Origin of the sequence: Limnohabitans sp. Hippo4 (assembly GCF_003063605.1) — a bacterium.
GTDB lineage: Bacteria > Pseudomonadota > Gammaproteobacteria > Burkholderiales > Burkholderiaceae_C > Limnohabitans_A.
Genome location: NZ_NESE01000001.1, coordinates 620604 through 632903, shown reverse-complemented (window position 1 = coordinate 632903; position 12300 = coordinate 620604). Strand labels below are relative to the sequence as shown.

14 protein-coding genes are annotated in these 12300 nt (G+C 54.2%); 6 read left to right on the top strand and 8 right to left on the bottom strand.

The window, feature by feature from the left end:
• Positions 1–5: 5 nt before the first annotated feature.
• From B9Z46_RS02880 to B9Z46_RS02865, 4 genes are read right to left on the bottom strand one after another with little or no spacing between them, the layout of a single operon-like run.
• Complete coding sequence (locus B9Z46_RS02880; protein WP_108254457.1) at positions 6–641, bottom strand: 2-dehydro-3-deoxy-6-phosphogalactonate aldolase; 636 nt, start codon at positions 639–641, stop codon at positions 6–8.
• A gap of 9 nt (positions 642–650) precedes the next feature.
• On the bottom strand, positions 651–1556 hold the full coding sequence (locus B9Z46_RS02875; protein ID WP_108254456.1) for a 2-dehydro-3-deoxygalactonokinase: 906 nt from the start codon (positions 1554–1556) through the stop codon (positions 651–653).
• 2 nt (positions 1557–1558) lie between these two features.
• Positions 1559–2563 carry a D-erythronate dehydrogenase gene (gene denD / locus B9Z46_RS02870; RefSeq protein WP_108254455.1) on the bottom strand — a complete coding sequence of 335 codons (1005 nt, stop codon included), beginning with the start codon at positions 2561–2563 and terminating at the stop codon, positions 1559–1561.
• A 33-nt stretch (positions 2564–2596) separates the two neighbouring features.
• Positions 2597–4333, bottom strand: a complete 1737-nt coding sequence (locus B9Z46_RS02865; protein ID WP_055360289.1) for an IlvD/Edd family dehydratase — start codon at positions 4331–4333, stop codon at positions 2597–2599.
• Between the two features lie 156 nt (positions 4334–4489).
• Here B9Z46_RS02865 and B9Z46_RS02860 point away from each other — a divergent pair, with 156 nt between their 5' ends.
• The 3 genes from B9Z46_RS02860 to B9Z46_RS02850 are packed head-to-tail and all read left to right on the top strand — an operon-like array spanning position 4490 to position 6583.
• The gene (locus B9Z46_RS02860) at positions 4490–5434 is read left to right on the top strand and encodes a 2-hydroxyacid dehydrogenase (RefSeq protein WP_108254454.1); all 945 of its coding nucleotides are present in this window, start codon (positions 4490–4492) and stop codon (positions 5432–5434) included.
• Positions 5431–6174, top strand: coding sequence for a FadR/GntR family transcriptional regulator (locus B9Z46_RS02855; RefSeq protein WP_108254846.1), 744 nt, complete (start codon positions 5431–5433; stop codon positions 6172–6174). The genes B9Z46_RS02860 and B9Z46_RS02855 overlap by 4 nt, the downstream gene beginning before the upstream one ends.
• A gap of 25 nt (positions 6175–6199) precedes the next feature.
• Positions 6200–6583 (top strand): hypothetical protein, encoded by a 384-nt coding sequence (locus tag B9Z46_RS02850; protein WP_108254453.1) that lies wholly within the window; start codon positions 6200–6202, stop codon positions 6581–6583.
• Positions 6584–6612: 29 nt separating this feature from the next.
• Here the strand turns inward: B9Z46_RS02850 and B9Z46_RS02845 are convergent, their stop codons facing one another.
• From B9Z46_RS02845 to B9Z46_RS02835, 3 genes are read right to left on the bottom strand one after another with little or no spacing between them, the layout of a single operon-like run.
• A complete protein-coding gene (locus B9Z46_RS02845) occupies positions 6613–7221 on the bottom strand; it encodes a flavin reductase family protein (protein WP_108254452.1) in 609 nt (202 codons plus the stop codon).
• Positions 7222–7230: 9 nt separating this feature from the next.
• Positions 7231–8769, bottom strand: a complete 1539-nt coding sequence (locus B9Z46_RS02840) for a cryptochrome/photolyase family protein (RefSeq protein WP_108254451.1) — start codon at positions 8767–8769, stop codon at positions 7231–7233.
• Positions 8762–8950 carry a DUF2256 domain-containing protein gene (locus B9Z46_RS02835; protein ID WP_108254450.1) on the bottom strand — a complete coding sequence of 63 codons (189 nt, stop codon included), beginning with the start codon at positions 8948–8950 and terminating at the stop codon, positions 8762–8764. Before B9Z46_RS02835 ends, B9Z46_RS02840 begins: the two co-directional genes overlap by 8 nt.
• A 91-nt stretch (positions 8951–9041) precedes the next feature.
• Between B9Z46_RS02835 and B9Z46_RS02830 the strand changes: the two genes are divergently transcribed.
• A complete protein-coding gene (locus B9Z46_RS02830; protein WP_055360294.1) occupies positions 9042–9326 on the top strand; it encodes a TIGR03643 family protein in 285 nt (94 codons plus the stop codon).
• 22 nt (positions 9327–9348) lie between these two features.
• Here the strand turns inward: B9Z46_RS02830 and B9Z46_RS02825 are convergent, their stop codons facing one another.
• Positions 9349–11160 carry a DEAD/DEAH box helicase gene (locus tag B9Z46_RS02825; protein ID WP_108254845.1) on the bottom strand — a complete coding sequence of 604 codons (1812 nt, stop codon included), beginning with the start codon at positions 11158–11160 and terminating at the stop codon, positions 9349–9351.
• Positions 11161–11182: 22 nt separating this feature from the next.
• On the opposite strand from B9Z46_RS02825, the gene B9Z46_RS15090 reads away from it, so the two are divergent.
• Both B9Z46_RS15090 and B9Z46_RS02820 read left to right on the top strand, forming a co-directional pair.
• Positions 11183–11332, top strand: coding sequence for a hypothetical protein (locus tag B9Z46_RS15090; RefSeq protein ID WP_158268388.1), 150 nt, complete (start codon positions 11183–11185; stop codon positions 11330–11332).
• Positions 11333–11447: 115 nt separating this feature from the next.
• Positions 11448–12293, top strand: coding sequence for an ABC transporter substrate-binding protein (locus B9Z46_RS02820; protein ID WP_233245889.1), 846 nt, complete (start codon positions 11448–11450; stop codon positions 12291–12293).
• Positions 12294–12300: the final 7 nt, after the last annotated feature.

Here is a 12300-nt window from a genome sequence, read left to right as displayed (position 1 = left end):
AGGTGTTAAGCAGGCGCCTGCCAAGCTTTGACAAAGGCGGCAGCCGATTCACCCACAGCCTGTGCTGACTTGCCAGGCGCATACAGCGCCGAGCCAATGCCAAAACCAGATGCACCACTCTTGCGGTAGTCCGCCATGTTGTGCGTGCCAATGCCGCCCACGGGAACGAGTCGGATGTGGCCAGGCAATACAGCGCGCATGGATTTGACAACGGCTGGGCTGATCATTTCTGCTGGAAATAATTTCAGACCATGCGCACCCAATGCAATGGCTTTGAAAGCTTCGGAGGGGGTTGCAACGCCAGGTAGAGAAATCAAGCCCAAGTTGACGGCTTCGCACACCACGTTGTCATCCAGGTGCGGTGAGATGATGAGCCGGCCGCCCGCTGCTTTGATGTCACGCACTTGTTGTGCGGTGGTCACTGTGCCTGCGCCCACCAAGGCATTGGGAAATGCGTCTGCCAAGATTTGAATGCTTTTCAGAGGGTCGGGCGAATTGAGGGGGACTTCAAAGATGTGAAAACCCGCATTCACAATGGCACGGCCCACGTCCAAAGCTTCTTCAGGTTTCAAACCGCGCAGGATGGCCACCAAGGGCAGCTTGTCCATGTGCGCGTGAAATTGAGCGAGCAGAGGTGTCATGTGCTGAGCTTAAATGAAATCTTGGGGGTACAAGTGATGAGCCAGCGACCAAAGGCCGGTCCAAGTGACTTCATCGGTAAGTGCTTGCGCAGTGAGACCCAAAGCCTCCATGGCAAAACTGTAGCGCTGCGTCAATTGACCATTGCCCAAGATCAGCAAGGGTGTGTCATTCGCCATGAGGTCAGCCTTGGCCGATTTGATTTCTTCGCCAATGAGCAATCCGGAGACATAACTGCTGGACTGCGCTGGGTTGAGCTTTTCAAACAAGGCCAAGCTTCTGGCTGAAAATGCATGGTGCAGCAATCCGCCAGGTTGTTGACTTTGCATCACGCCCTCTAAGAACACTTCCTTTTTCAGCGGCGCATCGGGCAAGCATGTTTTTGCCAAGATGGAGTGCTGGCTGAGCAAGGCGTAAAACTCTCCGGTCATGAAGGTTTTAAAGGCGGAAATTTTGCGGTCTTTCACCTGTGCCCATTTGCTGTGTGTGCCAGGCAATACAAATTGTGCGTTTTGGATGTTTTGTGACGTGAGTGCACCAAAGATTTGAATTTCTTCACCGCGCATCACATCGGGTGTTTGGTCGTTCCAAGTTGACAAGCCCGGCACAATGCCAATGCGATCTTTCTCAATCCACTGCAGATGTTGGGCGATGTCTTCAAAGCCGCTGGGGCAGGGGCAATAAGGCGCTTCACGCCATCCTTGCCGGCTACCGACCATGCCAGATATCAGGCACAGCGTATCGGCTTTCATCCAATCGCCAAAGCGTTGCTCAAATACATTGGCAAATTGGCCGTGGGCCACTTGCAAAATGCCTTGTGGAAAGGCACGTTTGTCGAGCACCACACCATCGCTGCTGAGCAGTGCGCCTCGCAAAGAGGAGGTGCCCCAGTCCAAGGCCAGCAGCGATGTGTGCATGCTTATTTTTTCAAGCCATCCAAGGCGGTGGCCGGATAGTAAGGCTGCTTGCAATCATCGATGTATTGCTGCACGATGTCTTTAAAAGATGTGTCGGGCTTCAGGCCTAAAGCAGCGGCGCGTTCAGCTGTCCCTCCTTTAGCCCAGTTGGCCACAATGTTGGCAATTTGTTCGTTGCGCACAAACTTGACGCGCTGACGAACTTCAGGGCCAGCGACATCTTCAAGCGCTTGCAACATTTCTTTGACGGTCACATTCAAACCGGGCAGGTTCAATGCCAAACGACCTTGCATGGCTTCGCGGCTAGCCTCGAACACGGTGATTAAACCTTTGATGGTGTTTCCGGGTGAAGAAACGGGATGTGACACGTTTTCGTCCACAGGGCAGATGGACTCTACGCCCGCCAATGGCTCACGAATGATGCCACTGAAGAAGGATGAGGCCGCGCCATTGGGTTTGCCTGGGCGAACGGTGACTGTCATGAGTCGTGCTGAGCGGCCATCGATGAAGCCCTTGCGTGTGAAGTCAGCAATCAGATACTCCAGCATCAGTTTGTGAGTGCCATAGGAGGTCTGAGGTGAGGGCAGTGTGTGGTCGGCAACGCGCTCGGGCATGGGGTTGCTGGGGTCGGGACCGAACACCGCGACAGAGCTGGCAAAAACCAGGCGCGGCACATTGCCGGCTTTGCGCAGACCTTCGAGCAACAAACGTGTGCTGTCCAGGTTAGAGCGCATGCCTAAGTCAAAGTCTTGTTCGCACTCACCCGATACCGCAGATGCCAAATGGAACACGCCATCAAAACCACTGGCAAACAAAGCGCCTTGTTCCAACATCGGGCCCGCATGGCCTTTGACGCGTGGATCGGCCAACAAGTCGGCGGGTGCAGGGAATAAATCGGCAATGTGCAGCTCGGTGACTTTTTGGCCATTGAGCTCGCCTTTTTTGAGAATTTCACGGGCTAAGCGCGCGCCAACAAATCCTGCGCCACCGGTAACGAGTAATTTCATGATGAATGCTTTCTAAAAATAGAGGTTCGTTGATCAGTGGTTGTCTTTGGGCACGAAGGCGCCGCGCTTGCCCACCAAGAAGTCGAGGTCGCAACCTTCGTCGGCCTGCAACACCGTATCGACATACAGCTTCCAGTAGCCAGACTTTAAAGGTGGTTCGGGGCGAACCCATTTGGCCAAGCGCGCTTTCAATTCGTCATCGCTGATGAGCAATTGCATTCTGCGCTCGGGCACGTTGAGTTCAATCATGTCGCCATTTTGAACCACGGCCAAAGGACCGCCATCAGCGGCTTCTGGGGTGGTGTGCAAGACAACGGTGCCATAGGCTGTACCGCTCATGCGGGCATCGCTGATGCGAATCATGTCGGTGATGCCTTTGCGCAGCACCTTGGGTGGCAAGGGCATGTTGCCCACTTCAGCCATGCCTGGGTAGCCTTTGGGGCCGCAGTTTTTCAAAACCAAGATGCAGTTCTCATCGACATCCAAGGATTCGTCGTCAATGCGTTTGTGGAAATCGTCGCTGTCTTCAAACACCACTGCACGCCCGGTGTGAACCATTAAGGCCGGTGTGGCGGCGCTGGGTTTGATCACGGCACCGCGTGGTGCCAAGTTGCCACGCAAGATGGCAATGCCCGCTTTTTCTTTGAAAGGTGCGGCCAGTGTTTTGATGACACGTGGGTCGTAGTTTTCTGCGCTGGCAACGTTTTCGGCCACAGTCTTGCCGCTGACAGTCAAGATGTCCTTGTGCAAAAACTGTTGAATCTCTTTCATCACAACGGGCAGGCCGCCTGCGTAGCAGAAGTCTTCCATCAAGTGTTCGCCAGAGGGCTGCAGATTCAAAATGTTGGACATGTCGCTGCCCAATTTTTCGAAGTCGTCAATGGTGAGGTTGATGTTCAAGCGGCGAGCAATGGCAATCAAGTGAATCACCGCATTGGTAGAGCCACCGATGGCGGCCAAGGTGCGAATGGCATTTTCAAATGCTTCGCGCGTCAAAATTTGCGAAATCTTCACGTCTTGGTGAACCATGTCCACAATGCGTCGACCGGCTTCGCGTGCCAATACATTGCGACGACCATCTACGGCGGGGTAGGCCGCATTGCCTGGCAAACCAATGCCCAAGGCTTCCACCATGCTGGCCATGGTACTGGCAGTGCCCATGGTCATGCAGTGGCCGTGGCTGCGGTGCATGCAGCTTTCGGCTTCAAAGAAATCTTGCAGTTTGAGTGTGCCGGCGCGAACTTGCTCGCTCATGCTCCACAAGCCGGTACCAGAACCCAATTCTTGACCGCGCCATTTGCCGTTCAACATGGGGCCGCCCGAAACGCCGATGGTGGGCAAGTCGACACTGGAGGCGCCCATCAACAAAGAAGGGGTGGTTTTGTCGCAACCCATCAACAGCACCACGCCGTCAACGGGATTGCCGCGAATGCTTTCTTCCACGTCCATGGACGCCAAGTTGCGGTACAGCATGGCGGTAGGGCGCAGCAAAGTTTCGCCCAAAGACATCACAGGAAATTCAAGAGGGAAGCCACCCGCTTCGTAGACACCAATCTTCACTTGCTCGGCCAGCGTGCGGAAGTGGGAGTTGCAAGGTGTGAGTTCGCTGAAGGTGTTGCAAATGCCAATGACAGGGCGGCCATCGAATTGGTCGTGCGGCACGCCTTTGCCTTTGACCCAGCTGCGGTAGGCAAAGCCATCACGGTCTTGGCGGCCAAACCATTGTTGGCTGCGCAGGTCTTCGGGTTTTTTCTTAGGGCTTTGTGTCATGGGTCTGATGCTTTGAAAAAGTGGGTTGCGAGTAGAAATATTATCGTATGATGATAAGGTAAATGCATCGATTTGTGCAAAAAACGGCACTCGTGCAAACCCTCAAACCTATAGACCCCGAAGGGGTTTGTCCTTTTATGTCCTGGAGCATTCGCCATGAGCATTCACCATCCTGAAGTTGTTGTCACCTCTCGCATTCCGCCGTTTTTGACCACGGGCTTGCAAGAAAATTTTGTGGTGCACGAACGTGATCACATTCGCGACCGCCAAGTCTTTGGCCGGGTTCGTGCGTTGGTGGGGGGCGGTGAGTCCAAAATTGATGCGGCCTACATGGCTTTGTTCCCTGCACTCGAAATGATTTCTGTGTGCGGCGTAGGCTACGACGGCATCGATGTGGTCGCTGCTAAAAAGCGCGGCATCATGGTGACGCACACTCCGGATGTGCTCAATGACGATGTGGCCGATTTGGCTTTGGGTTTGCTATTGTCCGTGGCGCGCAAAATTCCAGCGGCCGATCGCTTCACGCGCAATGCCGATTGGTTAGATGGACCTTTTCAATTGACCCGTAAATTGACTGGCGCCAAATTGGGCATTGTGGGCATGGGCCGCATTGGCCAAGCCATTGCCAAGCGCGCTGCGGCCTTCGACATGGACATCAGTTATCACACCCGCAGCCAGCGCAACGATGTGGCCTATCAGTATGTGGCCAATCTCGTGGATCTGGCCACGCAGGTGGACTATTTGGTGGCCATTACCCCAGGCGGTGCGGGCACCAAAAATTTAATCAATGCTGAAGTTTTGAAAGCCCTCGGCCCGCAAGGCTTCTTGGTCAACGTAGCCCGTGGCTCCGTGGTGGATCAGACCGCCTTGATTGAGGCCCTGCAAAAGAAAACCATCGCAGGCGCAGGCTTGGATGTGTTTGTGGACGAACCCAATGTGCCCGCCGAACTTCGCAAGCTCGACAACGTGGTGCTCACGCCCCACATCGCCAGCGGCACCGTCGAAACGCGCAAAGCCATGTCGGCTTTGGCGCTGGCCAATTTAGCGGCCCACTTTGCGGGCCAGCCTGTCAAAACACCTGTGCCGGAGTGCCGTACTTGATCAAAAATGTCCACGGCAATACCGTCGATTTTTTAGGGGAAGCCATCGTTGCCGGCAGGTACCCTGTCGGTGGCAGTTTGCCGCCCGAGCCAGTGCTGTGCGAGCAATTGGGCGTGAGTCGAACAGTCATTCGTGAGTCGGTCAAGTCATTGGTGGCCAAGGGTTTGATCTTCACCGGACCCAAAGTCGGTACGCGGGTCTTGGCAGAAGAGCACTGGAATTGGTTTGACACCGATGTGATTGCTTGGCAAGCCAAAGCGGGGCTCACGCCAGAGTTCTTGCGAGATTTGCAGGAGCTGCGCCGGGTTGTCGAACCTGCCGCTGTGCGTTTGGCCGCAGAGCGCGCAACCTCGGCCGACATTGAAGGTGTTTCAGCGGCTTACGATGGCATGAAGAAAGCCATTGAAGAGGGAGGTGATTACGTCACGCACGACATGCACTTTCACACGGGCATGTTGGTGGCTTCGCACAACCGCATGATTGTTCAAATGAGCAAAGCCTTGGGTGCTTTGCTTCGCACCAGTTTTGAAATTTCCACCACACGCAAAGACGCTCCCAAGGCCGCCTTGCCCTTGCACAAAGCCGTGCTGGATGCCGTGATTGCCAAAAATCCAGACAAGGCTGAAAAGGCCATTCGGGTGTTGATTGAGGGCGCACACCAAGACATGGAACATGTTTTAACCACGCGCCGTAAACTTCCCAGTTTGGCAGGCCCTGCCAAGCAAATCAAAGCGCCATGAGGCGCCCTCCACATTCATTTTGCTCATGACACATTTCACCAAAGTCATTTTGTTCACCGACACCGATGGCAAAGCCCGCTTCAAAGAAGAAACATTGCCCATGGAAGAGGGCAACCCGCAAAGTCAGCTGACTGACATTTTTTCGGCCGAAGGCTACCAATTGCGCTACAGCCCTGTTGGCTTTAGAAGTCAATTTCACGTGACCGGCAAACCGCAATGGGTGTTCATCTTGTCTGGGCAAATGGAAATTGGTTTGCAAGACGGCACGTCACGTATTTTTTCTGCGGGCGATCATTTTTATTCTGCAGACACTTTGCCAGAGGGAGCGAAGTTTGACCCTGCCGTCCATGGGCATTGGAGCAGGCAGGTGGGGGATGAACCTCTGAGAACTTTGTTTTTGAAGGATTGAGCTTCAGGCGCTTGGATCTTTCAAATTCCTCAGGGTCTGTAAATTTTGAACAATTGTTCTGGCCCAATGCTGAAATAGTCGGCGGGCCCACCGCCACGCATCACGTGTTGTGCGTTGGCTGTGTCGTAAATGCCATCGCTGATCAAGCGTTCTTCAATGTGAACGCCAATCACCTCGCCAAACACCATCCAAGTTTCAATCGATTCGCCTTGTAGATTTTTCATCTGCAAAATTTGAGTGCACTTGCACTCAAAGCTCACGGGGCTTTGCGCCACACGTGGCACCTTGATCAGTCGAGAGGGTGCTGTGGAAAGGCCAGCGATCTCAAACTCATTGACCTCTGGTGCCACTGCCTTGCACGTTTGGTTCATGGCTTCCACTTGAGGCTGCGTGACCAAGTTCCAAACAAATTCGCCAGTGGCTTCAATGTTGTTGAGCGAGTCTTTTCGGCCGATGCTAGAAAAACCAATGAGCGGCGGCCCGTAGTTGAAGGCATTGAAAAAGCTGTAGGGCGCCAAATTCAAAACGCCGTCTGCGCTTTGCGAAGAAATCCAGCCAATAGGCCGGGGTCCCACAATGGCGTTGAACGGATCGTGCTTAAAGGGATGGCCTAGGCGGGGTTCGTAAAAATGTGTCATGGCTTTATTTTAAGAAACGTTCTTGATGAAGTTGGCTTGGATGGCAATCTCTGAGCGAGCTTCATCGGACAAGCGATTGAGGTTTTTCAATTGCATCAGCATTCGTGGGTTTTTGGCCAGAACATCCACATGCCTGTTCAAGTAATCCCAATAGAGTGTGGTGAAGGGGCAAGCCGTATCTCCTGTGGCCAAGGCTGGATTGAATTTGCAGCCTTTGCAGTGGTTGCTCATGCGGTCAATGTATTTGCCGCTGGCCACATAAGGCTTGCTGGCCATCACGCCACCATCGGCAAACTGGCTCATGCCCAAGGTGTTGGGCAACTCCACCCATTCCACGGCATCGACATAAACGCTCAAATACCATTCATGGACTTCTTTGGGCGCAACGCCCAACAGCAGTGCGTAAAGGCCCGTGACCATCAAACGCTGGATGTGGTGGGCATAGCCGTGTTCCAAAGTTTGATGGATGGCGTCGCGCATGCAAGCCATGTCTGTTTTGCCCGTCCAATAAAACGCGGGCAGTTTGGCGGTGGCCTGCATTTCGTTGCGCTCAACGTACTCGGGCATCTGAGTCCAATAGATGCCGCGGACATATTCACGCCAACCCAAAACTTGTCGAATGAAACCTTCTGCAGCGGGCAAGGGGACATGGCCTTGTTGGTAGGCTCTTTCGGCAGCTTCCACGACTTCTCTGGGATTGAGAAGTTTCAAGTTCAGTGCGCTTGAAATGTGAGAGTGATACAACCAGACTTCACCTTCCCACATGGCATCTTGGTACAAACCAAAAGAAGGCAAGCGGTGTTGTATGAAACTGTCTAAAGCTTGCAGCGCTTGATGTCGTGTAACGGGCCAGCCAAAGCTGCTGAGCGCGCCGGGGTTTTGACTCAATTTGTCTTTGACCAATGCCATCACTTCCAAAGTGATCTCGTCGGGTTCAAACCTCAGGGGCAAAGGCAGCATGCCAGGCCCTTGCTTGCCAAAACTGCCGCGATTCTCTTCGTCAAAGTTCCATTGACCACCCACAGGCTTTTTGCCATCCATCAATACACCTGTCTTTTGGCGCAGTTCTCGGTAAAAGAATTCTTGACGCAATTGCTTGCGACCTTTGGCATGCTCAGCGAATTCACGCACTGTGCTGAAGAAATGTGTGTCGTCCCTGATCTCAAGGCTTAGGCCCTGCTGCTTTGCCACAGCGCGCAAACTTTGCAAGACGCGCCATTCACCAGGTGCTGTGATCACCAGTTGCTGCGGCTGATGTGCCTGAATGGCTTTTTCAAGTTCGCCGGCCAAGGTGCCCGTGTTGTTGGCATCGTTTAAACGTGTGTAAAAAACGGACCAGTTTTTGTCCCGCAAGTTTTGCGCGAAGTGCCGCATGGCACTTAGAAACAGCGTGCTGCGTTGCTTAGAAGAGGGCACATGGGTGGATTCCTCCATCACCTCTGCCATCCAAATGGCGTCTTGCTTGGGGTCGAAGTCTGCCAAGGCAGATGAGTCTAGGTTCAATTGATCGCCTAGGATCAAAACCAAATGTCGAAAGGACTTAGCCATGCTTTGCCGCTATCTTACTGTTAGGCGTGCTGTTAGATTTGTTTTTGCGACAAGCCTCAGAGCAATACAAAACCTGATCCCAGTTTTTGGCCCAAGCTTTGCGCCAAGTCATGTCGCGCCCGCACACAGTGCAAGGTTTGCTGGGAAGGCTTTGCTTGTTGCCCTTGAACGTGGTCTTCATGGGGCTATTTTGACTTGAACCTGCACGCCAGTGCGGGTCGACTTGATAATGTCCCTAGTCAGATCGACATGAAACCAGAGCCCAATGCAGCATGCCCAAATCGCTTGAATCTTCCAAACCCTTGAGCGCCGGCGATATTTCCGCGGTCATTCAAATGGCTTGGGAAGATCGAACCACGTTTGAAACGATCTACGAAAGAACGGGCGTGACAGAACCCGGCGTGATCAAAATCATGCGAGCCGAACTCACGGCCAGTTCATTCAAGATGTGGCGCACCAGAATGCGTGGCAGGGTGACCAAGCACCGCGAATTGCGGAGCGCCGAGATGAAGTTCGATGATCGGGCCATTGCCGACCATCGAAGGGCGAACTGCTAATTCTGCGTTGAGGCGCTGCTGATCAACGGCCGAAAGAACGGCCACCGCCGTTGCCACCACCATAGCCGCCACCGCCGCCAGAGCGACCACCACGGCCGCCGCCACCACCACCGCCAAATCCACCACCATGACGGCGAGGACCACCACGGCCACCGCCCGCCAAGCTGTCGATGCTGGTGCGTGTTGGATCGGGTTGACCTCCGCCACCACCGCTGTTGCGACGAGGTGCACCTTGACGTGCAAATTGGTTGGTCATGAGGGGATCGATGTGACGTGGCAATTCGTCGCCACGGGGGGCACGGTCATTGCGTCGGTCGTTGTTGCGGTCATTGCGATCGTTGAAACGATCGGAGGGTGCGCCATCAAAACTTCTTTCGGGACGATCTTGACGATCACCGCGTGGGCCTTGTGAAGGACCACCGCGACGTGATGGGGGAGGGCCGTTGCGTGAGCGTCCTGCTGCACCCTCGGGGCGAGCCTGGCCACCGCCACCGCCTTGGCCACCGGAGCGACCTCCACGACCGCCACCGCCACCTTCGCCGGCAGCGCCTTTGGATTCACGAATGCGCTGCATCATGTCGGAGCGCGCAGCTTTGGCTGCAGCTTGCATCACATCACGGCTGGGTGGGCGACCTGCGCCGCCCCACAAGGTTTGGCGACCCATGGCAATGGGTTCCGCTTTCTCGCCTGGCTCGGGGCCAAAACCTTCGAGCAATTGAACTGGAATTTCTTGCTTGGTGAAGCGTTCGATTTCCATCATGAAACCTTCTTCGTCCAAGCAAACCAAGCTCACGGCTTCGCCGCTGGCGCCGGCGCGACCGGTACGGCCAATGCGGTGCACGTAGTCTTCAGAGACGTTGGGAATTTCGTAATTCACCACGTGTGGCAAGTCTTCAATGTCAATGCCGCGTGCTGCAATGTCGGTGGCCACCAAGGCGCGAATGTCGCCGCTCTTAAAACCTGCCAAGGCTTGCGTGCGCGCAGTTTGACTTTTGTTGCCGTGCAAGGCCATGGCCTTGATGCCGTTCTTGGTGAGGTAGTCGGCCACATTGTTGGCGCCAAACTTGGTGCGAGTGAACACCAGCACTTGGCTCCAATTGTGTTGGTTGATGATGTGCACCAGCACTTCTTTTTTCTTGCCGCGTCCCACAGGATGGATCACTTGAGAAATGCGCTGCACGGTCGTGTTGCTGGGCGTGACTTGAATGCTTTGCGGGTTCTTCAACAGCGTGGCGGCCAAGTCGCGAATTTCATCGCTGAACGTGGCAGAGAACAGCAGACTTTGCTTTTCTTTGGGCACCAGGGCCAAGACTTTTTTCACGTCATGGATGAAACCCATGTCGAGCATGCGATCGGCTTCGTCTAAGACCAAAATTTCAATGCTGGACAGGTCGAGCAGGCCCTGGCCTTGCAAGTCGAGCAAGCGACCGGGCGTGGCCACCAAGACGTCAACACCGCGCTTCACGCGGTCAACTTGGGGCTTCATACCCACGCCGCCAAACACCACCGTGGATTGGAGGCTGAGGTATTTGCCGTAGTCTTTGACAGACTCTTCAACTTGGGCCGCCAATTCGCGGGTGGGGGTGAGCACCAAAGCGCGGATGGCTTTGCCGCCAAATTTGTTGCGACCGGCCTCTGTCAGGCTGAGCTTGTGCAGCACAGGCAGCATGAATGCAGCAGTTTTGCCGGTTCCTGTTTGGGCACCGGCCAACAGGTCGTGCCCTGCCAAGACGATAGGAATCGCTTGGGCCTGAATGGGCGTGGGTGTGTCGTAGCCTTGCTCTTGCACGGCTTGCAGAATGGCCGGAGCCAAATTCAATTCTTCAAATTTCATGATGGAGCGCCAATAGCGGCGCATGGCATCGGTTTGTCAGGCTGTTGGGAAACAGCCGCCAGTCAAAGACCGATGGGATTCACAGGTGGGCATGGAAACCACAGGCGAGAGCCTGGGTCAAACCCCAGCAGAAGTGCTGATGTTGCGGCAACTGGAGGCGGCAACAGGCTGATTGTCGCATGAAACGCTGCGCATAGAAATTAATTCAAAAGATTGAATTTATAACCCAGATGGAATTTTTTGGTGTTTAATTTAAAGTTCATACCAAATCCATTGAATTCGCCTTCATGAACATCTCCTCATTTCAAGCCTTGTGGGTGGCCAGCCGGCACTTTGGCGTTCAATGCTTGATTCAAGTCATGTGCGGCCTGATCGCCATGGGCTCTGCGTCGGTGGCGCTTGCCGAAACAAGCCGCTTGGACAAAGTGCTTCAAGCCAAGGAACTCAGAGCCTGTATCTGGCCAGAGTACTACAGCATTACCTACCGCAACCCCAAAACCCGCGAACTCAGCGGCATCGACATTGCCCTCACGCAAGAATTGGCCAAAGAATTGGGGGTAAAGGTGCGCTACGTTGACAGCAATTTTTCTCAACTCTACGACGCGCTAGAGCAAGACCGTTGTGATGTGGCCACCCACGCCATTGGTATCACGGCAGAGCGTTTGGCGCGCTTGCAGTTTTCGCAAGCCTATTTGAAGAGCGGCTTGTTTGCGGTCACGCTTAAAAACAAAGAAGGCCTGCAATCGTGGGACAGTCTCGATCAACCTGGTCGCGTGATTGCAGTGGCAGCCGGCACGCTGATGGAGGGCATCATGGCCAAGTCTTTGAAGAAAGCCAAATTGGTCAAAGTCCAAGCGCCGGGTACGCGAGAACAAGAAGTGCTGTCGGGCAGGGCGGATGCCTTCATGACCGACTATCCCTACAGCTTGCGAATGATTGAGTTGACCGATTGGGCGGCTGTCATACCAGCGCCCAACAACATGCCCACCACCGAATACGCTTATGCATTTGCCAAAGGCGACAACAGTTTGTTGCTTCGTGTTGAGGCATTCTTAAGCAATGTCAAAAAAGACGGGCGTTTGTTGCAATATGCCAAGCAACACAATTTAGACCCTATCGTGGTGTTGAAGTAATCGTAAC

Bases quoted from the DNA above. Each gene is read 5' to 3' on its own strand.
- B9Z46_RS02835 (WP_108254450.1), bottom strand. From the start codon at position 8,950: ATGAAGACCACGTTCAAGGGCAACAAGCAAAGCCTTCCCAGCAAACCT.
- B9Z46_RS02840 (WP_108254451.1), bottom strand. From the start codon at position 8,769: ATGGCTAAGTCCTTTCGACATTTGGTTTTGATCCTAGGCGATCAATTG.
- B9Z46_RS02880 (WP_108254457.1), bottom strand. From the start codon at position 641: ATGACACCTCTGCTCGCTCAATTTCACGCGCACATGGACAAGCTGCCC.
- B9Z46_RS02825 (WP_108254845.1), bottom strand. From the start codon at position 11,160: ATGAAATTTGAAGAATTGAATTTGGCTCCGGCCATTCTGCAAGCCGTG.
- B9Z46_RS02865 (WP_055360289.1), bottom strand. From the start codon at position 4,333: ATGACACAAAGCCCTAAGAAAAAACCCGAAGACCTGCGCAGCCAACAA.
- B9Z46_RS02860 (WP_108254454.1), top strand. From the start codon at position 4,490: ATGAGCATTCACCATCCTGAAGTTGTTGTCACCTCTCGCATTCCGCCG.
- denD (WP_108254455.1), bottom strand. From the start codon at position 2,563: ATGAAATTACTCGTTACCGGTGGCGCAGGATTTGTTGGCGCGCGCTTA.
- B9Z46_RS02850 (WP_108254453.1), top strand. From the start codon at position 6,200: ATGACACATTTCACCAAAGTCATTTTGTTCACCGACACCGATGGCAAA.
- B9Z46_RS02830 (WP_055360294.1), top strand. From the start codon at position 9,042: ATGCCCAAATCGCTTGAATCTTCCAAACCCTTGAGCGCCGGCGATATT.
- B9Z46_RS15090 (WP_158268388.1), top strand. From the start codon at position 11,183: ATGGCATCGGTTTGTCAGGCTGTTGGGAAACAGCCGCCAGTCAAAGAC.
- B9Z46_RS02845 (WP_108254452.1), bottom strand. From the start codon at position 7,221: ATGACACATTTTTACGAACCCCGCCTAGGCCATCCCTTTAAGCACGAT.
- B9Z46_RS02875 (WP_108254456.1), bottom strand. From the start codon at position 1,556: ATGCACACATCGCTGCTGGCCTTGGACTGGGGCACCTCCTCTTTGCGA.
- B9Z46_RS02820 (WP_233245889.1), top strand. From the start codon at position 11,448: ATGAACATCTCCTCATTTCAAGCCTTGTGGGTGGCCAGCCGGCACTTT.